We start from the raw sequence: 20,852 nt of genomic DNA, 5'->3' as shown, positions 1-20,852 counted from the left end.
GAAACTGCCATCTATCCTGATCAATAAAAATTCTCTATACGTTTTCTTCCTGTAGTATTTTATCATCTTTGCCTTATTGAATAAAGGTTATTCTCATTCTTTCTCAATCAGGACCACAGCCAAAGAAGCAATCCCCTCGCCTCTCCCGGGGAATCCCAGTTTTTCCGTGGTCGTAGCTTTGATATTTACTTGGCTGATTTCTGCTTCTAAAATTCTTGCAATGTTTTCCCGCATTTGTCCAATGTAAGGGGCCATTTTAGGCTTTTGAGCGATGATAGTGCCATCGACATTGCTCAATCGGAACCCCTTTTCTTGCACCAATTTCCATACATGGGAAAGCAAAAAAGATGAGTCAGCATCTTTAAAAGCAGGATCTGTATCAGGAAAATGGGATCCTATATCTCCTTCTCCAATAGCCCCTAAACAGGCGTCTGCTATGGCATGCAGCAAAACATCCGCATCTGAATGGCCCAGCAGTCCTTTTTCATAAGGAATATGGACACCGCCTATTATCAAAGGCCGGTTTTCCACCAATTGATGAACATCAAATCCTTGTCCCACTCGAAACATTTCTTTTAACTCCTTTGTCATTGTTCATTCAAACGTTTGTTTAAAATAGCTTCAGCAAAAAATAAATCTTCTGGAGTCGTCAATTTAATATTATCATAATCTCCTTCGACAATTTGAACCGGAATTCCAAGCCTTTCTACTAAGGAAGAGTCATCCGTGCCTAGAAAAGAATCCCGTTCTGCCGCTTCGTGTGCCTCTAACAAAATTGGCACACGAAAAGCTTGTGGCGTTTGTACTGACCACAAGCTTGATCGATCAATCGTTTCAGACACCAAACCATCTGCCCCTTTTTTGATCGTATCTTTCACAGGAACAGCAGCGATCGCAGCAGGAAACTCCGTTAACCGATCCACTAATCGATGAATGACGTTGATGGTGATAAAAGGACGGGCTCCATCATGGACAAGAACAGCCTTGCAGTTTTTTAACATATTCAAGCCGCTTCGAACACTATGCTGTCGTTCTCGCCCGCCCGCAACGATGGACTGAACCTTTGTAATTCCGTGTTGTTTCACCAATGATAAAAATATTTCCTTTTCCTCTGGTTGAGTGGCTAAAATAATCCCTTCACACCAAGGATCGCTTTCAAAAACTTTTAAAGTATGAACAATCACCGGCAAGCCGCGCAATTCCATCAATAATTTGTTCTTTTTGGCTCTCATCCGTTTTCCTTGCCCGGCTGCCGGAATGACTACTTGATAATTCATACTTATCCAACTCCATTATCGCTTATAATGCTTTTTCTAATAATTTAGGTTTGGCAAAAATCATTCGTCCCGCAGATGTTTGCAAAACGCTTGTGACTAGAACGTCAATTTGTTTTCCGATAAAGTCTTTTCCTTCCTCTACCACAATCATGGTTCCGTCATCTAAATAAGCAACGCCTTGATTATGTTCTTTCCCATCTTTAATCACTTGAACGTTAATTTCTTCACCCGGAAGAACAATTGGCTTCACGGCATTAGCTAAATCATTAATATTCAAAACCGGAACTTTTTGAAATTCACATACTTTGTTTAAATTATAGTCATTTGTGACAACGATTCCGTTCATTACTTTTGCCAGTTTCACAAGCTTGCTGTCCACTTCTTGGATTTCTTCAAAATCTCCTTCGTAAATCTGAACTTCAATTGGGAGTTCTTTTTGAATTCGGTTTAATACATCCAGCCCTCTTCGTCCCCGATTTCTTTTCAGCGCATCCGCCGAATCGGCGATATGCTGAAGCTCTTCGAGAACAAATTGAGGGATCACGATCACACCTTCCAAAAATCCAGTCTGGCAAATATCCGCAATTCTGCCATCAATGATGACACTCGTATCCAAAATTTTAAATGTTTTCCGTTCAGGCGATTCGGGCTCGCTTTCCTTTCTTCTGCTTACTCTATTCGACGTAAATAATGCTTTGATTTCATCTCTTTTCTTAAAACCCACTTGAAAACCTAAATACCCTAAAAGCAAAGTCAAAAAAATCGGGGCAACTGTATTAATGATGGGAATTTCAATTTTGTTGAGCGGGATCCCTAATAAATAAGCGACAATCAACCCCACAATCAGCCCAACACATCCTGATATCATATCCACAACCGGCATTTTAACCAACCGGTCTTCGATCCATTTTACAAAATTCACAACATAATCCACAGCCCAGAAAGTCAATAAATAAAATATAATGGCTCCTAAAACAGTAGTTGTGTATGGATTGTACAATAATCTTGCCTCAGGCAATTTCAATAAATGAAATAATTCCGGCAAAACAAACAGACCTAATGTTCCACCCAAAATGATAAAAATGGCTTGCACAATACGTCTTAGCATGTACAACATTCACCTCCTCTTTACCATTATAAACACTTTTCTTTTATTATAACCTTTGCAAAGAGAATAATTTTTTATTATAACATAGATGAAAAATTTTCTTTACATTTGAAAAATTCGCCGGCTAAATTAAGGAAAATCTTAGTAACTTGAGAGTAACATCCTACAATGCAACTGTCAATTTAAATGAATGCCTCTCTCTATAATTGACGATCAGCTAACATTTGATCCTTTATTAACTTTAATCCTTCTTTTATTTTTCGCGCCCGCACTTCTCCAATCCCTTCTACGTCATCCAGTTTATCGACATCCGCTTTCACAATTTCCGGCAGCCATTTAAACTTTGAAATTAAATTTTCGATGATGACGATAGGAAGGCGCGGAATTTTTCTTAAAGCGCGATAGCCTCTGGGACATATTCCTTCTTCGATCGGAACGTGGCCCGAAAAACCAAGAAGCTTTAATAAAACCGAATCATCCAGCAGTTCATTCGTCACCAACTCTTGAAATTTGGAGAGCACTTCAAACGGTTTAACTTGACGGTCTTTTGAATAGTCGCGAATAATCAGCATGGCTTCGTCTTCCATGTCAGACAGCAATTCATTCATCTGCAGTTGTATCAGACGCCCCTCCACACCAAGCTCGTTTAAATAAGCCAACAATTCTTTTTTAATCCGCAGAACCATTTCAATTTTATGGAGAACTTGCAAAACATCGCTATATGTAACCAATTCCTCAAATTCCAGCATGGTCAAATTGGCAATGGCTTGATCGAGGACCATTTTATATTTTTCCAAAGTTTGTATGGCTTGATTCGCTTTAGTCAAAATGACTCCAATGTCTTTTAGCGCGTAACGGAACTTTCCCTGATATAAAGTAATGACATTTCTTCTTTGTGAAATCGCAATGACTAATGAATTCGTTTGCCTGGCGACTCTCTCAGCCGTCCGATGGCGCATCCCCGTTTCCGATGAAGGAATGGACGAATCAGGAGCAAGATGGGCATTCGCTAAAATGACTTTCGTACCCGTTTCATTCAAAATAATCGCTCCATCCATTTTGGCCAATTCATATAAATTGCTCGGTGTGAAATCACAATCTATATAAAAGCCGCCATCCACCAATTCTTTCACTTTCTCATTGTAGCCCATGACAATTAGGCCGCCCGTTTTGGCTCTTAAAACATTGTCTATCCCTTCACGAATAGGTGTTCCAGGAGCCACTAATTTTAGAATATCTGAGATGGTTTTCTCCTTTTTATCCTCCATTCTCTATCCTCCCAACGCATACTCCAATGCTTCTTCTACTGTTGAAACTCCAATCACCTCTATTTTCCCTGGAGTATTCCAACCACCAAGATTATGGGCCGGAATAATGACACGGGAAAATCCCAGCTTTTCTGCTTCTCGCACTCGCTGTTCAATTCTCGTTACCCTTCTGACTTCACCGGTTAATCCTACTTCTCCAATTATACAATCTGTTGATCGTGTCGGCTTGTCGCGGAAACTGGACACAATGCTGACAGCAACCGCTAAATCAATGGCAGGTTCATCAAGCTTGACTCCCCCAGCCACTTTTAAATAAGCATCTTGATTTTGAAGAAGAAGGCCGACCCTTTTTTCCAATACCGCCATTAAAAGAGACACTCTATTATGATCGATCCCTGTGGCCATTCGACGCGGATAATTAAAACTGGTCGGTGCTATCAATGCCTGTATCTCAACCAACACGGGGCGTGTCCCTTCCATAGAAGCAACTACCGTTGACCCCGATGCACTTTGCGCACGCTCCTCCAAAAAGATTTCCGACGGATTTTCCACCTCTATGAGTCCGGTTTCTTTCATTTCAAAAATTCCCATCTCATTTGTAGAACCAAAGCGATTTTTAACCGCTCTTAAAATGCGGTAAGAATGATGCCGCTCCCCTTCGAAATAAAGAACTGTATCAACCATATGCTCCAAAATTCTAGGACCGGCAATCGAGCCTTCTTTCGTTACGTGCCCTACAATAAAGATAGCCATTCCTTGGACCTTCGCCATTCTCATGAATTCGGCCGTACTTTCCCGCACTTGGGAAACGCTGCCCGGGGCGGAAGTAACTTCAGGGTGGTAGACAGTTTGAATCGAATCAATGATGACAAATTCCGGATTTAATTGCTCGATCGCAAGGTTTATTAATTCCAAATTGGTTTCTGAATAGATATAGAGATTGCTAGAATCCACATTCAAGCGATCCGCACGCAGTTTGATTTGTTTCGCCGATTCTTCTCCGGATATATATAAAACTTTATGGCCCCCGCTCGCTAGCTGGCTGGAAATTTGCAGCAACAATGTCGACTTTCCGATACCCGGATCTCCTCCGATTAAAACAAGAGAGCCAGCGACGATTCCTCCGCCTAAAACACGGTTGAATTCTTTCATATTGGTTGTCGTTCTAGGCTCTTCCGTTGATTGTACTGTAATGAGCGGTGATGGCTTCGAAATCCGCGAAGATTCGGAATGAATAAATGTTTTCTTTTGTCGCCCCGTCATATCCACTTCTTCCACCATTTGGTTCCATTCCCCGCATCCGGGACATCTCCCCATCCATTTCGGCGATTCATATCCGCATGATTGACAAATAAATTTTGTTTTTTTCTTTACCATATGGATCCTCTTCCTTTATATTATGAACACATTTGAACATTCATGTGAAACAATTCATATTCTCTGGAATTTGCCTTACAAATGTGTGAGATTATTATAACAATCCAAGATAAAAAAGAGGTACACGGATGCTTATCATACGCGTACCTCTTGTTGATTTCCCCCTGGACAGACATCATCCTCAAATTTCCTTGGGAAAAGGTCCTTTATTCAAAAGCCTGATAACTCCCTGACCTGCTAACTGATAACTTTAACGAAGCCAAATAACTTTCGATATCTCCGGGCATCAAAGGGAGGTTGTAACGGCTTTAGATCCGAATTCTTCCAGAATCGGGATAGGGTACTTTTTAGATGTCATTCCATTACTCCAATTGACGGTTGTTTTGTTTTTACGACGAATTCGTTATTTTCCACGTCAATCACGACATTTTGTCCTGGATGGATATTGCCTTTTAAAAGTTCTTCCGACAGCCGATCTTCAATATGTTTCTGGATCGCCCGACGCAACGGACGAGCTCCATATTCAGGATCGTATCCTTCTTCGGCAATTTTCTCTTTTGCTTTATCGGTCAGTTCAAGCTCAATATGCTGCTCTTTCAAACGTTTGGTTAATTGATCAGACATTAACGAAACAATCTGTTTCAATTGATCTTTTTCCAACGAATGGAACACAATAATTTCGTCAATTCGATTTAAAAATTCAGGACGAAATGCTCTTTTGAGTTCTTCCAGCACTTTCCCTTTCATATCTTTAAATTCCTGCTCGCCGTCCTGAATATTAAATCCAACATACTTGTTTTTCTTCAACGCTTCAGCGCCCACATTGGACGTCATTATCAGAACTGTATTCCGGAAGTCAACCGTTCTACCTTTTGAATCAGTTAAACGGCCATCTTCTAATACTTGAAGAAGAATGTTGAAAACATCCGGATGCGCTTTTTCAATTTCGTCTAGCAATATAACAGAATACGGCTTGCGTCTAACCTTTTCTGTCAATTGTCCGCCTTCCTCAAATCCGACATAACCAGGAGGAGAACCAACTAAACGGGAAGTCGAATGTTTCTCCATGTATTCTGACATATCGATTCGGATCATAGCATCTTCATCGCCAAACATAGCTTCCGCCAATGCTCTAGCCAGCTCTGTTTTCCCAACTCCGGTCGGTCCGAGGAAAATAAAGGAGCCGATTGGACGTTTTGGATCTTTTAATCCTGCCCGTGCACGACGAACAGCTTTAGCCACCGCTTTTACAGCTTCTTCCTGGCCAATGACCCGCGAATGTAGAATTTCTTCAAGATTTAACAATCTTTCTGTTTCAGTTTGTGCCAATTTGGAAACAGGGATTCCTGTCCAGCTGGAAACAACTGTCGCAATATCTTCAACCGTCACTTCGCTGTTTTCTTTTCCTTGTTTTTCTTTCCAAGATTTTTTCGTTTCTTCCAACTGCTCGCGCAATTTTTGCTCAGCGTCTCTTAAAGAAGCTGCTTTTTCAAATTCTTGGCTTTGTACAGCTGCATCTTTTTCTTTTCTAATTTCTTCAAGTTTTTGCTCCAGTTCTTTTAAATTCGGAGGAGTGGTAAAGGAGCGTAATCTTACTTTTGAGCCTGCTTCATCAATAAGGTCAATCGCTTTATCCGGCAAGAAACGATCCGAAATATAACGATCCGATAATTTAACCGCCGCTTCAATCGCCTCATCTGTAATGGATACACGGTGATGTGCTTCGTAGCGATCTCTTAGCCCTTTTAAAATTTGAATCGATTCTTCAATGGTCGGTTCATCTACTTGAATAGGCTGAAAGCGTCTTTCCAAAGCAGCATCTTTTTCGATATATTTGCGATATTCATCTAATGTTGTTGCTCCAATGCATTGCAACTCGCCTCTTGCCAATGCCGGCTTCAATATATTGGATGCGTCAATGGCGCCTTCTGCTCCTCCCGCACCGATTAAAGTATGAAGCTCGTCGATAAACAAAATAATATTTCCAGCTTGCCGGATTTCATCCATGACTTTTTTCAAACGGTCTTCAAATTCTCCTCGATATTTCGTTCCGGCTACAACGGTCCCCATATCCAATGTCATAACTCGTTTATCACGAAGAGTTTCCGGCACTTCATTATTGACAATTTGTTGGGCTAATCCTTCCGCAATGGCTGTTTTCCCAACACCCGGTTCACCAATCAATACTGGATTGTTTTTCGTTCTGCGGCTTAACACTTCAATCACACGTTGAATTTCTTTACTACGTCCGATCACAGGATCAAGTTTTCCGTCGCGAGCAATAGCTGTCAAATCTCTAGCCAAGCTATCCAGTGTCGGCGTATTGGCATGGGCGGACGATCCTGATGCATGCCCATTCGTTTCATTGCTTCCTAAAAGCTGCAGCACTTGTTGACGAGCTTTATTTAAACTAATTCCTAAATTGTTCAATACGCGGGCCGCAACACCTTCGCCTTCTCGGATCAACCCGAGTAAAATATGCTCGGTTCCAACATAAGAATGTCCCAGTTTTCTGGCTTCATCCATTGAAAGCTCAATTACTTTTTTAGCCCTTGGCGTATAATGAATGGTTTGGGCGACTCCTTGGCCTTTCCCAATTAAATTCTCCACTTCATTCTGAATTTTTTCAGGGCTCAAACCTAAACCGTAAAGAGCCTTCGCCGCAATTCCTTCGCCTTCCCTTACCAACCCTAATAAAATATGCTCGGTTCCGATATTATTGTGTCCAAGACGGATTGCCTCTTCTTGAGCTAATGCCAGAACTTTCTGAGCCCTTTCGGTAAATCTCCCAAACATCATCTCTTTTCTCCTCCTTTAATATCCATGTTCCTGTCTTAATTTTTCCCGAATCAATGTCGCTCTGCGTACATCTCGTTCCTCGGGGCGAAGCGAAGCTCCTGCATACTGTTGCAAAAATCCCGGCTGAGTTAAAATCAATAATTCATTTAAAACATTCTTAGAAATAGTATTAATATAACCTAAATCTATACCTAATCTAACATCGGAAAGACATTGAGCTGCTTCTTTTGATTCAATAATACGCGAATTGGCCAACACTCCATAGGAACGGAAAATCCTGTCTTCCAATTGTATATGATTTGTTTTGACCAATGCTTCTCTAGCGGATCTTTCTTGATCAATAATTTGGGAAACAACGCTTATTAAATCGTTAACGATTTCCTCTTCTGATTTCCCTAATGTCAGCTGATTAGAGATTTGGAATAAATTCCCCACTGATTGGCTTCCTTCACCATAAATTCCTCGGACGACCAGCCCTAATTGATTAATTGCCGGAATGATCTGATTCATTTGTTGAGTCATGACAAGTGCCGGAAGATGAACCATGACGGATGCGCGAAGGCCGGTGCCAACATTTGTGGGACAACTCGTGAGATAGCCGATTTTTTCGTCAAAAGCATATGGAACTTTTTCTTCGATCAAATCATCAATTTGGTTGGCTTTAACTAAAGTTTCCTTTAATTGTAATCCAGAAGCCAGGCATTGTATACGAATATGATCTTCTTCGTTCACCATAATGCTGATATCTTCATTTTCTGACAAAAAAACAGCTCCGTAATTGGTACCTTCTGCGAGAAGAGGACTAATGAGATGCTTTTCTACAAGCACTCTTTTTTGAAGCGGCTGCAGTTCATTCATTAACAGCAATTCCAGAGGATTTTCATTCATCCCGGGAAACCTTTTTAAAGCTTCTCCCACTTCATGCACGACTTTCATCGCCTCATCGCCAGAAAAAACGGTAGGAAATTGATGATTTTCTAAATTCCGAGCCAGCCTGATTCGGGAACTCAATACGATGTCAGAGTGAGGGCCTTCGTTTTTCATCCAAGAACTTACAGCATGATTAATAAATTTCTCAAGAGACATGATTTTCTCCTCCCTCTTGATTGATTTGACTTTCAAGAGAGCGAATTTCATCACGGACTTGCGCCGCTTTTTCAAACTCCTCTTTAGCTACTAACGACTGAAGTTGCTGCTTCAAATGGGCAATTTTCTTTTTTAAGTGCAGGGCTCCTCCTTTTCGTTTAGGGATTTTGCCATGATGAGCATTATTTCCTCCATGTAGTCGTTTTAATATAGAATCTATATGGTCCGCAAACGTTTTGTAACAATGCGAACAGCCAAATTTCCCTGTATTCACAAATTGTTGAAACGTCATATGACAATAGTCGCATTGCAATTCATCCGGCTGAACAAAAGGATTCTGATCTACCTTTTGAAAAACAGGCTCAACGTTAAACAATCCCGCTAGAAGGTTGTTAATGGAAAACCCTTGGCTTCCTCCAAAAAAAGAAAATTCCCCTTTTTCTTTTGCACAATGCTCACACAAATGAAATTCTGTTTTTTCTCCGTTAATGATCTTTGTGAAATGAAGAGTGGCTGGGCGCAGATGACATTCCTGGCATATCACAATATTCACCTCTCCATTACTTGAATTTTAAAGTTAAAAGCATCGCCTTAAGCATTCTCGCTCTTAACTCGTCCCGCTCCGGCAAATCAATATATAAAACAGAGCGATCCATAACACTGATCATAATTTTGGCTTCCCTTTTGGAAATAACCTCTTCTTCCACTAATCTATATACAATCTGTTCGGCGTTCGCTTGAGAAATTCGATTCCCGACTAAGGAAATCAACTGGTCTATTAAGTGGGATTGATCATGAGTCTGAACTTTCATGATGCGTATATATCCACCGCCGCCTCTTTTGCTTTCCACTAAATAGCCTCTTTCAATCGTAAATCTTGTGTTTATCACATAATTAATTTGAGAAGGGACACATTGAAATTTATCGGCAATTTCACTTCTTTTTATTTCTACAATTTCACTTTCGCTCATTTCTAAAACTTTTTTTAAGTAATTTTCAATAATGTCCGATATGTTTCTCACCAAGCCTCCTCCTCTTCTGACTTTGACTATATTTGACATTAATTATAACGGAAATAACTCTTGTTTGGCAATTTTTAAGTATGTATGATCCGCTTTTTCATAACAAAAAAAATGAATGCTGCAAATCGACTTGCCGCAAAAGCCAAGAATCCCTTCACGACATTTCTCTTTTCAATTATTTTATTCTTACGATCAATAATGTTAACAATTCTCGGCCATTTTATTCTTTTTTGGCGCAAAAAGAAAAGAACAAATTAAAAAATACTAGATTTTGCTCGATAATCGAGTAGGAAAAAAGGGGATTAGCCCCTCCTGTCCGATAGACGGCGTTTCAATGAAATTTAACGCAAATAAATTGCTCCCATTCTTGGTGCACAAAAAAACCCATTACGATTGTAATGGGATTTTCTGCCTGGCAGCGTCCTACTCTCGCAAGGGGAATCCCCTCACTACCATCGGCGCTGAAGAGCTTAACTTCCGTGTTCGGGATGGGAACGGGTGTGACCTCTTCGCCATCGCCACCAGACGGTATGAAGTTGTCGGAACGATTGTTCCTTCAAAACTAGATAGAAGAAGCAGTTTCACCGATTTCGCACTTTCATTTGGTTAAGTCCTCGATCGATTAGTATCCGTCAGCTCCACGTGTCACCACGCTTCCACCTCGGACCTATCTACCTGATCATCTTTCAGGGATCTTACTTTCCGAAGAAATGGGAAATCTCATCTTGAGGGGGGCTTCATGCTTAGATGCTTTCAGCACTTATCCCTTCCGCACATAGCTACCCAGCGATGCCTCTGGCGAGACAACTGGTACACCAGCGGTGCGTCCATCCCGGTCCTCTCGTACTAAGGACAGCTCCTCTCAAATTTCCTGCGCCCGCGACGGATAGGGACCGAACTGTCTCACGACGTTCTGAACCCAGCTCGCGTACCGCTTTAATGGGCGAACAGCCCAACCCTTGGGACCGACTACAGCCCCAGGATGCGATGAGCCGACATCGAGGTGCCAAACCTCCCCGTCGATGTGGACTCTTGGGGGAGATAAGCCTGTTATCCCCGGGGTAGCTTTTATCCGTTGAGCGATGGCCCTTCCATACGGAACCACCGGATCACTAAGCCCGACTTTCGTCCCTGCTCGACTTGTAGGTCTCGCAGTCAAGCTCCCTTCTGCCTTTGCACTCTGCGAATGATTTCCAACCATTCTGAGGGAACCTTTGGGCGCCTCCGTTACCTTTTAGGAGGCGACCGCCCCAGTCAAACTGCCCACCTGACACTGTCTCCCACCCCGATCAGGGGTGCGGGTTAGAATTTCAGTACAGCCAGGGTAGTATCCCACCGGCGCCTCCACACAAGCTGGCGCTCATGTCTCTCAGGCTCCTACCTATCCTGTACAAGCTGTACCAAAATTCAATATCAGGCTGCAGTAAAGCTCCACGGGGTCTTTCCGTCCTGTCGCGGGTAACCTGCATCTTCACAGGTACTATAATTTCACCGAGTCTCTCGTTGAGACAGTGCCCAGATCGTTACGCCTTTCGTGCGGGTCAGAACTTACCTGACAAGGAATTTCGCTACCTTAGGACCGTTATAGTTACGGCCGCCGTTTACTGGGGCTTCGGTTCGCACCTTCAAGCAAAGCTTTAAGCGCTCCCCTTAACCTTCCAGCACCGGGCAGGCGTCAGCCCCTATACTTCGCCTTACGGCTTCGCAGAGACCTGTGTTTTTGCTAAACAGTCGCCTGGGCCTATTCACTGCGGCTTCTCGGGGCTATGCACCCCAAAAAGCACCCCTTCTCCCGAAGTTACGGGGTCATTTTGCCGAGTTCCTTAACGAGAGTTCTCTCGCACACCTTAGGATTCTCTCCTCGCCTACCTGTGTCGGTTTGCGGTACGGGCACCTTTTTCCTCGCTAGAGGCTTTTCTTGGCAGTGTGGAATCAGGAACTTCGGTACTATATTTCCCTCGCCGTCACAGCTTGAGGTTAGTGGCAACGGGATTTGCCTCGCTGCCCCTCTTACTGCTTGGACGCACATCCAGCAGTGCGCTTACCCTATCCTCCTGCGTCCCCCCATCGCTCAAACGGAAAAGAGGTGGTACAGGAATATCAACCTGTTGTCCATCGCCTACGCCTGTCGGCCTCGGCTTAGGTCCCGACTAACCCTGAGAGGACGAGCCTTCCTCAGGAAACCTTAGGCATTCGGTGGAAGGGATTCTCACCCTTCTTTCGCTACTCATACCGGCATTCTCACTTCTAAGCGCTCCACCAGTCCTTCCGGTCTGGCTTCTCTGCCCTTAGAACGCTCTCCTACCGCGGACACCCGAAGGTGTCCACCCGCAGCTTCGGTGATACGTTTAGCCCCGGTACATTTTCGGCGCAGAATCACTCGACCAGTGAGCTATTACGCACTCTTTAAATGGTGGCTGCTTCTAAGCCAACATCCTGGTTGTCTAAGCAATTCCACATCCTTTTCCACTTAACGTATACTTTGGGACCTTAGCTGGCGGTCTGGGCTGTTTCCCTTTTGACCACGGATCTTATCACTCGCAGTCTGACTCCCAAGGATAAGTCGCTGGCATTCGGAGTTTGTCTGAATTCGGTAACCCGATGAGGGCCCCTAGTCCAAACAGTGCTCTACCTCCAAGACTCTTTCCTTGAGGCTAGCCCTAAAGCTATTTCGGAGAGAACCAGCTATCTCCAAGTTCGATTGGAATTTCACCCCTACCCACACCTCATCCCCGCACTTTTCAACGTGCGTGGGTTCGGGCCTCCAGTAAGTGTTACCTCACCTTCACCCTGGACATGGGTAGATCACCTGGTTTCGGGTCTGCGACCCCATACTCATGCGCCCTGTTCAGACTCGCTTTCGCTGCGGCTCCGTCTTTCCGACTTAACCTCGCATGAGATCGCAACTCGCCGGTTCATTCTACAAAAGGCACGCCATCACCCGTAAACGGGCTCTGACTACTTGTAGGCACACGGTTTCAGGTTCTCTTTCACTCCCCTCCCGGGGTGCTTTTCACCTTTCCCTCACGGTACTGGTTCACTATCGGTCACTAGGGAGTATTTAGCCTTGGGAGATGGTCCTCCCAGCTTCCGACGGGATTCCTCGTGTCCCGCCGTACTCAGGATCCACCAGGGAGGGAACGAAGTTTCGACTACAGGGTTGTTACCTTCTCTGACGGGCCTTTCCAGACCTCTTCGTCTACCTCGTTCCTTTGTAACTCCACGATTGGTGTCCTACAACCCCAGAAGGCAAGCCTTCTGGTTTGGGCTGTTCCCGTTTCGCTCGCCGCTACTCAGGGAATCGCTGTTGCTTTCTCTTCCTCCGGGTACTTAGATGTTTCAGTTCCCCGGGTTGCCTTCCTTACCCTATGGATTCAGGCAAGGATGCTGCCCCATTACGGGCAGCGGGTTTCCCCATTCGGAAATCTCCGGATCAACGCTTACGTACAGCTCCCCGGAGCTTTTCGGAGTTAGTCCCGTCCTTCATCGGCTCCTAGTGCCAAGGCATCCACCGTGCGCCCTTTCTAACTTAACCATGTTGGTTTTATCCTAGATGGCGATACTCGGTTTATGCTGCTTCTTTTTTCTATCTAGTTTTCAAGGAACAACTTGGAAGGATGAAATCCTTCAAAACTGAACAAAACAAAAGCGTACTTAAGAATATCCCTAGAAAGGAGGTGATCCAGCCGCACCTTCCGATACGGCTACCTTGTTACGACTTCACCCCAATCATCTGCCCCACCTTCGGCGGCTGGCTCCCGTAAGGGTTACCTCACCGACTTCGGGTGTTGCAAACTCTCGTGGTGTGACGGGCGGTGTGTACAAGGCCCGGGAACGTATTCACCGCGGCATGCTGATCCGCGATTACTAGCGATTCCGGCTTCATGCAGGCGAGTTGCAGCCTGCAATCCGAACTGAGAATGGTTTTTTGGGATTAGCTCCACCTCGCGGTTTCGCGACCCTTTGTACCATCCATTGTAGCACGTGTGTAGCCCAGGTCATAAGGGGCATGATGATTTGACGTCATCCCCACCTTCCTCCGGTTTGTCACCGGCAGTCACCTTAGAGTGCCCAACTGAATGCTGGCAACTAAGGTCAAGGGTTGCGCTCGTTGCGGGACTTAACCCAACATCTCACGACACGAGCTGACGACAACCATGCACCACCTGTCACTCCGTCCCCCGAAGGGGAACCCTCTATCTCTAGAGGTAGCGAAGGATGTCAAGACCTGGTAAGGTTCTTCGCGTTGCTTCGAATTAAACCACATGCTCCACCGCTTGTGCGGGCCCCCGTCAATTCCTTTGAGTTTCAGCCTTGCGGCCGTACTCCCCAGGCGGAGTGCTTAATGCGTTAGCTGCAGCACTAAAGGGTGGAAGCCCTCTAACACTTAGCACTCATCGTTTACGGCGTGGACTACCAGGGTATCTAATCCTGTTCGCTCCCCACGCTTTCGCGCCTCAGCGTCAGTTACAGACCAGAGAGCCGCCTTCGCCACTGGTGTTCCTCCACATCTCTACGCATTTCACCGCTACACGTGGAATTCCGCTCTCCTCTTCTGCACTCAAGTCTCCCAGTTTCCAATGACCCTCCACGGTTGAGCCGTGGGCTTTCACATCAGACTTAAGAGACCGCCTGCGCGCGCTTTACGCCCAATAATTCCGGACAACGCTTGCCACCTACGTATTACCGCGGCTGCTGGCACGTAGTTAGCCGTGGCTTTCTGGTCAGGTACCGTCAAGGTACCGCCCTGTTCGAACGGTACTTGTTCTTCCCTGACAACAGAGCTTTACGATCCGAAGACCTTCTTCGCTCACGCGGCGTTGCTCCGTCAGACTTTCGTCCATTGCGGAAGATTCCCTACTGCTGCCTCCCGTAGGAGTCTGGGCCGTGTCTCAGTCCCAGTGTGGCCGATCACCCTCTCAGGTCGGCTACGCATCGTCGCCTTGGTGAGCCGTTACCTCACCAACTAGCTAATGCGCCGCGGGCCCATCTGCAAGCGGCAGCTTGCGCCGCCTTTCAACCTTCCTTCATGCGAAGGAAGATATTATCCGGTATTAGCCCCGGTTTCCCGGAGTTATCCCCGTCTTGCAGGCAGGTTGCCCACGTGTTACTCACCCGTCCGCCGCTAACTTTCAAAAAGCAAGCTTCTTGAAAGTCCGCTCGACTTGCATGTATTAGGCACGCCGCCAGCGTTCGTCCTGAGCCAGGATCAAACTCTCCAAAAAGAAATTTGACTTGGCTTGTTTCTATCGAAACATTGGTTTACGCTTCGTTTTGTTCAGTTTTCAAGGATCCATTTTCGATCAACTTTTTAAGTATAGCTTAAAAACATAAAAATGTAAATAACTTTTTAAAATTATTTGGTGGAGCCTAGCGGGATCGAACCGCTGACCTCCTGCGTGCAAAGCAGGCGCTCTCCCAGCTGAGCTAAGGCCCCATTACTTTTATTTCAATCGGGAAGACAGGATTCGAACCTGCGACCCCATGGTCCCAAACCATGTGCTCTACCAAGCTGAGCTACTTCCCGTATGGCGCGCCCAAGAGGAGTCGAACCCCTAACCTTCTGATCCGTAGTCAGACGCTCTATCCAATTGAGCTATGGGCGCAAATGAATGCCGAGGGCCGGACTCGAACCGGCACGGTGGTCACCCACCGCAGGATTTTAAGTCCTGTGCGTCTGCCAATTCCGCCACCCCGGCATGATAATGGAGCGGAAGACGGGACTCGAACCCGCGACCCCCACCTTGGCAAGGTGGTGTTCTACCACTGAACTACTTCCGCATTTACATATGCGGGTGAAGGGAGTCGAACCCCCACGCCTTGCGGCGCCAGATCCTAAGTCTGGTGCGTCTGCCAATTCCGCCACACCCGCATAAAGTGAGCCATGGAGGATTCGAACCTCCGACCCTCTGATTAAAAGTCAGATGCTCTACCGACTGAGCTAATGGCTCATAATGGAATTATTTTGTTTTCTTTTCGTACTTATGAATATATTGGAAAATGAATAGAAAAATAATGGTGGAGGTTGACGGGATCGAACCGCCGACCCCTTGCTTGTAAGGCAAGTGCTCTCCCAGCTGAGCTAAACCTCCATCATCGCCTGGCAGCGTCCTACTCTCGCAAGGGGAATCCCCTCACTACCATCGGCGCTGAAGAGCTTAACTTCCGTGTTCGGGATGGGAACGGGTGTGACCTCTTCGCCATCGCCACCAGACGGTATGAAGTTGTCGGAACGATTGTTCCTTCAAAACTAGATAGAAGAAGCAGTTTCACCGATTTCGCACTTTCATTTGGTTAAGTCCTCGATCGATTAGTATCCGTCAGCTCCACGTGTCACCACGCTTCCACCTCGGACCTATCTACCTGATCATCTTTCAGGGATCTTACTTTCCGAAGAAATGGGAAATCTCATCTTGAGGGGGGCTTCATGCTTAGATGCTTTCAGCACTTATCCCTTCCGCACATAGCTACCCAGCGATGCCTCTGGCGAGACAACTGGTACACCAGCGGTGCGTCCATCCCGGTCCTCTCGTACTAAGGACAGCTCCTCTCAAATTTCCTGCGCCCGCGACGGATAGGGACCGAACTGTCTCACGACGTTCTGAACCCAGCTCGCGTACCGCTTTAATGGGCGAACAGCCCAACCCTTGGGACCGACTACAGCCCCAGGATGCGATGAGCCGACATCGAGGTGCCAAACCTCCCCGTCGATGTGGACTCTTGGGGGAGATAAGCCTGTTATCCCCGGGGTAGCTTTTATCCGTTGAGCGATGGCCCTTCCATACGGAACCACCGGATCACTAAGCCCGACTTTCGTCCCTGCTCGACTTGTAGGTCTCGCAGTCAAGCTCCCTTCTGCCTTTGCACTCTGCGAATGATTTCCAACCATTCTGAGGGAACCTTTGGGCGCCTCCGTTACCTTTTAGGAGGCGACCGCCCCAGTCAAACTGCCCACCTGACACTGTCTCCCACCCCGATCAGGGGTGCGGGTTAGAATTTCAGTACAGCCAGGGTAGTATCCCACCGGCGCCTCCACACAAGCTGGCGCTCATGTCTCTCAGGCTCCTACCTATCCTGTACAAGCTGTACCAAAATTCAATATCAGGCTGCAGTAAAGCTCCACGGGGTCTTTCCGTCCTGTCGCGGGTAACCTGCATCTTCACAGGTACTATAATTTCACCGAGTCTCTCGTTGAGACAGTGCCCAGATCGTTACGCCTTTCGTGCGGGTCAGAACTTACCTGACAAGGAATTTCGCTACCTTAGGACCGTTATAGTTACGGCCGCCGTTTACTGGGGCTTCGGTTCGCACCTTCAAGCAAAGCTTTAAGCGCTCCCCTTAACCTTCCAGCACCGGGCAGGCGTCAGCCCCTATACTTCGCCTTACGGCTTCGCAGAGACCTGTGTTTTTGCTAAACAGTCGCCTGGGCCTATTCACTGCGGCTTCTCGGGGCTATGCACCCCAAAAAGCACCCCTTCTCCCGAAGTTACGGGGTCATTTTGCCGAGTTCCTTAACGAGAGTTCTCTCGCACACCTTAGGATTCTCTCCTCGCCTACCTGTGTCGGTTTGCGGTACGGGCACCTTTTTCCTCGCTAGAGGCTTTTCTTGGCAGTGTGGAATCAGGAACTTCGGTACTATATTTCCCTCGCCGTCACAGCTTGAGGTTAGTGGCAACGGGATTTGCCTCGCTGCCCCTCTTACTGCTTGGACGCACATCCAGCAGTGCGCTTACCCTATCCTCCTGCGTCCCCCCATCGCTCAAACGGAAAAGAGGTGGTACAGGAATATCAACCTGTTGTCCATCGCCTACGCCTGTCGGCCTCGGCTTAGGTCCCGACTAACCCTGAGAGGACGAGCCTTCCTCAGGAAACCTTAGGCATTCGGTGGAAGGGATTCTCACCCTTCTTTCGCTACTCATACCGGCATTCTCACTTCTAAGCGCTCCACCAGTCCTTCCGGTCTGGCTTCTCTGCCCTTAGAACGCTCTCCTACCGCGGACACCCGAAGGTGTCCACCCGCAGCTTCGGTGATACGTTTAGCCCCGGTACATTTTCGGCGCAGAATCACTCGACCAGTGAGCTATTACGCACTCTTTAAATGGTGGCTGCTTCTAAGCCAACATCCTGGTTGTCTAAGCAATTCCACATCCTTTTCCACTTAACGTATACTTTGGGACCTTAGCTGGCGGTCTGGGCTGTTTCCCTTTTGACCACGGATCTTATCACTCGCAGTCTGACTCCCAAGGATAAGTCGCTGGCATTCGGAGTTTGTCTGAATTCGGTAACCCGATGAGGGCCCCTAGTCCAAACAGTGCTCTACCTCCAAGACTCTTTCCTTGAGGCTAGCCCTAAAGCTATTTCGGAGAGAACCAGCTATCTCCAAGTTCGATTGGAATTTCACCCCTACCCACACCTCATCCCCGCACTTTTCAACGTGCGTGGGTTCGGGCCTCCAGTAAGTGTTACCTCACCTTCACCCTGGACATGGGTAGATCACCTGGTTTCGGGTCTGCGACCCCATACTCATGCGCCCTGTTCAGACTCGCTTTCGCTGCGGCTCCGTCTTTCCGACTTAACCTCGCATGAGATCGCAACTCGCCGGTTCATTCTACAAAAGGCACGCCATCACCCGTAAACGGGCTCTGACTACTTGTAGGCACACGGTTTCAGGTTCTCTTTCACTCCCCTCCCGGGGTGCTTTTCACCTTTCCCTCACGGTACTGGTTCACTATCGGTCACTAGGGAGTATTTAGCCTTGGGAGATGGTCCTCCCAGCTTCCGACGGGATTCCTCGTGTCCCGCCGTACTCAGGATCCACCAGGGAGGGAACGAAGTTTCGACTACAGGGTTGTTACCTTCTCTGACGGGCCTTTCCAGACCTCTTCGTCTACCTCGTTCCTTTGTAACTCCACGATTGGTGTCCTACAACCCCAGAAGGCAAGCCTTCTGGTTTGGGCTGTTCCCGTTTCGCTCGCCGCTACTCAGGGAATCGCTGTTGCTTTCTCTTCCTCCGGGTACTTAGATGTTTCAGTTCCCCGGGTTGCCTTCCTTACCCTATGGATTCAGGCAAGGATGCTGCCCCATTACGGGCAGCGGGTTTCCCCATTCGGAAATCTCCGGATCAACGCTTACGTACAGCTCCCCGGAGCTTTTCGGAGTTAGTCCCGTCCTTCATCGGCTCCTAGTGCCAAGGCATCCACCGTGCGCCCTTTCTAACTTAACCATGTTGGTTTTATCCTAGATGGCGATACTCGGTTTATGCTGCTTCTTTTTTCTATCTAGTTTTCAAGGAACAACTTGGAAGGATGAAATCCTTCAAAACTGAACAAAACAAAAGCGTACTTAAGAATATCCCTAGAAAGGAGGTGATCCAGCCGCACCTTCCGATACGGCTACCTTGTTACGACTTCACCCCAATCATCTGCCCCACCTTCGGCGGCTGGCTCCCGTAAGGGTTACCTCACCGACTTCGGGTGTTGCAAACTCTCGTGGTGTGACGGGCGGTGTGTACAAGGCCCGGGAACGTATTCACCGCGGCATGCTGATCCGCGATTACTAGCGATTCCGGCTTCATGCAGGCGAGTTGCAGCCTGCAATCCGAACTGAGAATGGTTTTTTGGGATTAGCTCCACCTCGCGGTTTCGCGACCCTTTGTACCATCCATTGTAGCACGTGTGTAGCCCAGGTCATAAGGGGCATGATGATTTGACGTCATCCCCACCTTCCTCCGGTTTGTCACCGGCAGTCACCTTAGAGTGCCCAACTGAATGCTGGCAACTAAGGTCAAGGGTTGCGCTCGTTGCGGGACTTAACCCAACATCTCACGACACGAGCTGACGACAACCATGCACCACCTGTCACTCCGTCCCCCGAAGGGGAACCCTCTATCTCTAGAGGTAGCGAAGGATGTCAAGACCTGGTAAGGTTCTTCGCGTTGCTTCGAATTAAACCACATGCTCCACCGCTTGTGCGGGCCCCCGTCAATTCCTTTGAGTTTCAGCCTTGCGGCCGTACTCCCCAGGCGGAGTGCTTAATGCGTTAGCTGCAGCACTAAAGGGTGGAAGCCCTCTAACACTTAGCACTCATCGTTTACGGCGTGGACTACCAGGGTATCTAATCCTGTTCGCTCCCCACGCTTTCGCGCCTCAGCGTCAGTTACAGACCAGAGAGCCGCCTTCGCCACTGGTGTTCCTCCACATCTCTACGCATTTCACCGCTACACGTGGAATTCCGCTCTCCTCTTCTGCACTCAAGTCTCCCAGTTTCCAATGACCCTCCACGGTTGAGCCGTGGGCTTTCACATCAGACTTAAGAGACCGCCTGCGCGCGCTTTACGCCCAATAATTCCGGACAACGCTTGCCACCTACGTATTACCGCGGCTGCTGGCACGTAGTTAGCCGTGGCTTTCTGGTCAGGTACCGTCAAGGTACCGCCCTGTTCGAACGGTACTTGTTCTTCCCTGACAACAGAGCTTTACGATCCGAAGACCTTCTTCGCTCACGCGGCGTTGCTCCGTCAGACTTTCGTCCATTGCGGAAGATTCCCTACTGCTGCCTCCCGTAGGAGTCTGGGCCGTGTCTCAGTCCCAGTGTGGCCGATCACCCTCTCAGGTCGGCTACGCATCGTCGCCTTGGTGAGCCGTTACCTCACCAACTAGCTAATGCGCCGCGGGCCCATCTGCAAGCGGCAGCTTGCGCCGCCTTTCAACCTTCCTTCATGCGAAGGAAGATATTATCCGGTATTAGCCCCGGTTTCCCGGAGTTATCCCCGTCTTGCAGGCAGGTTGCCCACGTGTTACTCACCCGTCCGCCGCTAACTTTCAAAAAGCAAGCTTCTTGAAAGTCCGCTCGACTTGCATGTATTAGGCACGCCGCCAGCGTTCGTCCTGAGCCAGGATCAAACTCTCCAAAAAGA

9 protein-coding genes, 8 tRNA genes and 6 rRNA genes are annotated in these 20,852 nt (G+C 47.3%); all 23 read right to left on the bottom strand.

What is annotated here, in order from left to right; all coding sequences use genetic code 11:
• Window positions 1-93: 93 nt before the first annotated feature.
• The 23 genes from ispF to NST12_RS00450 all read right to left on the bottom strand — a co-directional run bounded on the left by ispF (window position 94) and on the right by NST12_RS00450 (window position 20,850).
• Window positions 94-570 carry a 2-C-methyl-D-erythritol 2,4-cyclodiphosphate synthase gene (gene ispF / locus NST12_RS00560; protein WP_327797712.1) on the bottom strand — a complete coding sequence of 159 codons (477 nt, stop codon included), beginning with the start codon at window positions 568-570 and terminating at the stop codon, window positions 94-96.
• A gap of 17 nt (window positions 571-587) precedes the next feature.
• Window positions 588-1,277: a 2-C-methyl-D-erythritol 4-phosphate cytidylyltransferase gene (gene ispD / locus NST12_RS00555; RefSeq protein WP_270583437.1), complete on the bottom strand. Its 690-nt coding sequence runs from the start codon at window positions 1,275-1,277 to the stop codon at window positions 588-590.
• A 22-nt stretch (window positions 1,278-1,299) separates the two neighbouring features.
• A complete protein-coding gene (locus tag NST12_RS00550) occupies window positions 1,300-2,385 on the bottom strand; it encodes a PIN/TRAM domain-containing protein (protein WP_003354813.1) in 1,086 nt (361 codons plus the stop codon).
• A gap of 200 nt (window positions 2,386-2,585) precedes the next feature.
• Window positions 2,586-3,653 carry a DNA integrity scanning diadenylate cyclase DisA gene (gene disA, locus NST12_RS00545; RefSeq protein ID WP_003354814.1) on the bottom strand — a complete coding sequence of 356 codons (1,068 nt, stop codon included), beginning with the start codon at window positions 3,651-3,653 and terminating at the stop codon, window positions 2,586-2,588.
• A gap of 3 nt (window positions 3,654-3,656) precedes the next feature.
• Complete coding sequence (gene radA, locus NST12_RS00540) at window positions 3,657-5,030, bottom strand: DNA repair protein RadA (protein ID WP_327825348.1); 1,374 nt, start codon at window positions 5,028-5,030, stop codon at window positions 3,657-3,659.
• A 354-nt stretch (window positions 5,031-5,384) separates the two neighbouring features.
• Entirely contained in the window at window positions 5,385-7,829 is a 2,445-nt protein-coding gene (gene clpC, locus NST12_RS00535) for an ATP-dependent protease ATP-binding subunit ClpC (RefSeq protein WP_048622357.1), read from the bottom strand.
• 15 nt (window positions 7,830-7,844) lie between these two features.
• Complete coding sequence (locus tag NST12_RS00530) at window positions 7,845-8,915, bottom strand: protein arginine kinase (RefSeq protein WP_048622356.1); 1,071 nt, start codon at window positions 8,913-8,915, stop codon at window positions 7,845-7,847.
• Window positions 8,905-9,459, bottom strand: a complete 555-nt coding sequence (locus NST12_RS00525) for a UvrB/UvrC motif-containing protein (protein ID WP_003354818.1) — start codon at window positions 9,457-9,459, stop codon at window positions 8,905-8,907. Before NST12_RS00525 ends, NST12_RS00530 begins: the two co-directional genes overlap by 11 nt.
• 16 nt (window positions 9,460-9,475) lie before the next feature.
• Window positions 9,476-9,937, bottom strand: a complete 462-nt coding sequence (locus tag NST12_RS00520) for a CtsR family transcriptional regulator (protein WP_003354819.1) — start codon at window positions 9,935-9,937, stop codon at window positions 9,476-9,478.
• A gap of 410 nt (window positions 9,938-10,347) precedes the next feature.
• Window positions 10,348-10,463, bottom strand: a 5S ribosomal RNA gene (rrf, locus tag NST12_RS00515).
• 76 nt (window positions 10,464-10,539) lie between these two features.
• Window positions 10,540-13,472: ribosomal RNA gene (locus NST12_RS00510) — 23S ribosomal RNA — on the bottom strand.
• Between the two features lie 135 nt (window positions 13,473-13,607).
• Window positions 13,608-15,162, bottom strand: a 16S ribosomal RNA gene (locus NST12_RS00505).
• 136 nt (window positions 15,163-15,298) lie between these two features.
• A tRNA-Ala gene (locus tag NST12_RS00500) sits at window positions 15,299-15,374 on the bottom strand.
• Window positions 15,375-15,390: 16 nt separating this feature from the next.
• Window positions 15,391-15,464, bottom strand: a tRNA-Pro gene (locus NST12_RS00495).
• 2 nt (window positions 15,465-15,466) lie between these two features.
• Window positions 15,467-15,543, bottom strand: a tRNA-Arg gene (locus tag NST12_RS00490).
• Between the two features lie 7 nt (window positions 15,544-15,550).
• A tRNA-Leu gene (locus NST12_RS00485) sits at window positions 15,551-15,636 on the bottom strand.
• 7 nt (window positions 15,637-15,643) lie between these two features.
• Window positions 15,644-15,718, bottom strand: a tRNA-Gly gene (locus NST12_RS00480).
• A 9-nt stretch (window positions 15,719-15,727) separates the two neighbouring features.
• Window positions 15,728-15,809, bottom strand: a tRNA-Leu gene (locus tag NST12_RS00475).
• A gap of 6 nt (window positions 15,810-15,815) precedes the next feature.
• A tRNA-Lys gene (locus NST12_RS00470) sits at window positions 15,816-15,888 on the bottom strand.
• A gap of 65 nt (window positions 15,889-15,953) precedes the next feature.
• A tRNA-Val gene (locus NST12_RS00465) sits at window positions 15,954-16,029 on the bottom strand.
• Window positions 16,030-16,035: 6 nt separating this feature from the next.
• Window positions 16,036-16,151 (bottom strand): 5S ribosomal RNA (rrf, locus tag NST12_RS00460).
• A gap of 76 nt (window positions 16,152-16,227) precedes the next feature.
• Window positions 16,228-19,160, bottom strand: a 23S ribosomal RNA gene (locus NST12_RS00455).
• Between the two features lie 135 nt (window positions 19,161-19,295).
• Window positions 19,296-20,850 (bottom strand): 16S ribosomal RNA (locus NST12_RS00450).
• The 16S, 23S and 5S rRNA genes sit together here with 8 tRNA genes alongside, the layout of an rRNA operon.
• Window positions 20,851-20,852: the final 2 nt, after the last annotated feature.

Origin of the sequence: Bacillus sp. FSL W8-1127, assembly GCF_038006725.1 — a bacterium.
Lineage (GTDB): Bacteria > Bacillota > Bacilli > Bacillales > DSM-4216 > Bacillus_O > Bacillus_O smithii.
Note: the sequence above shows the minus strand (reverse complement) of the source record. Positions and strands in the feature narration are given on the sequence as shown.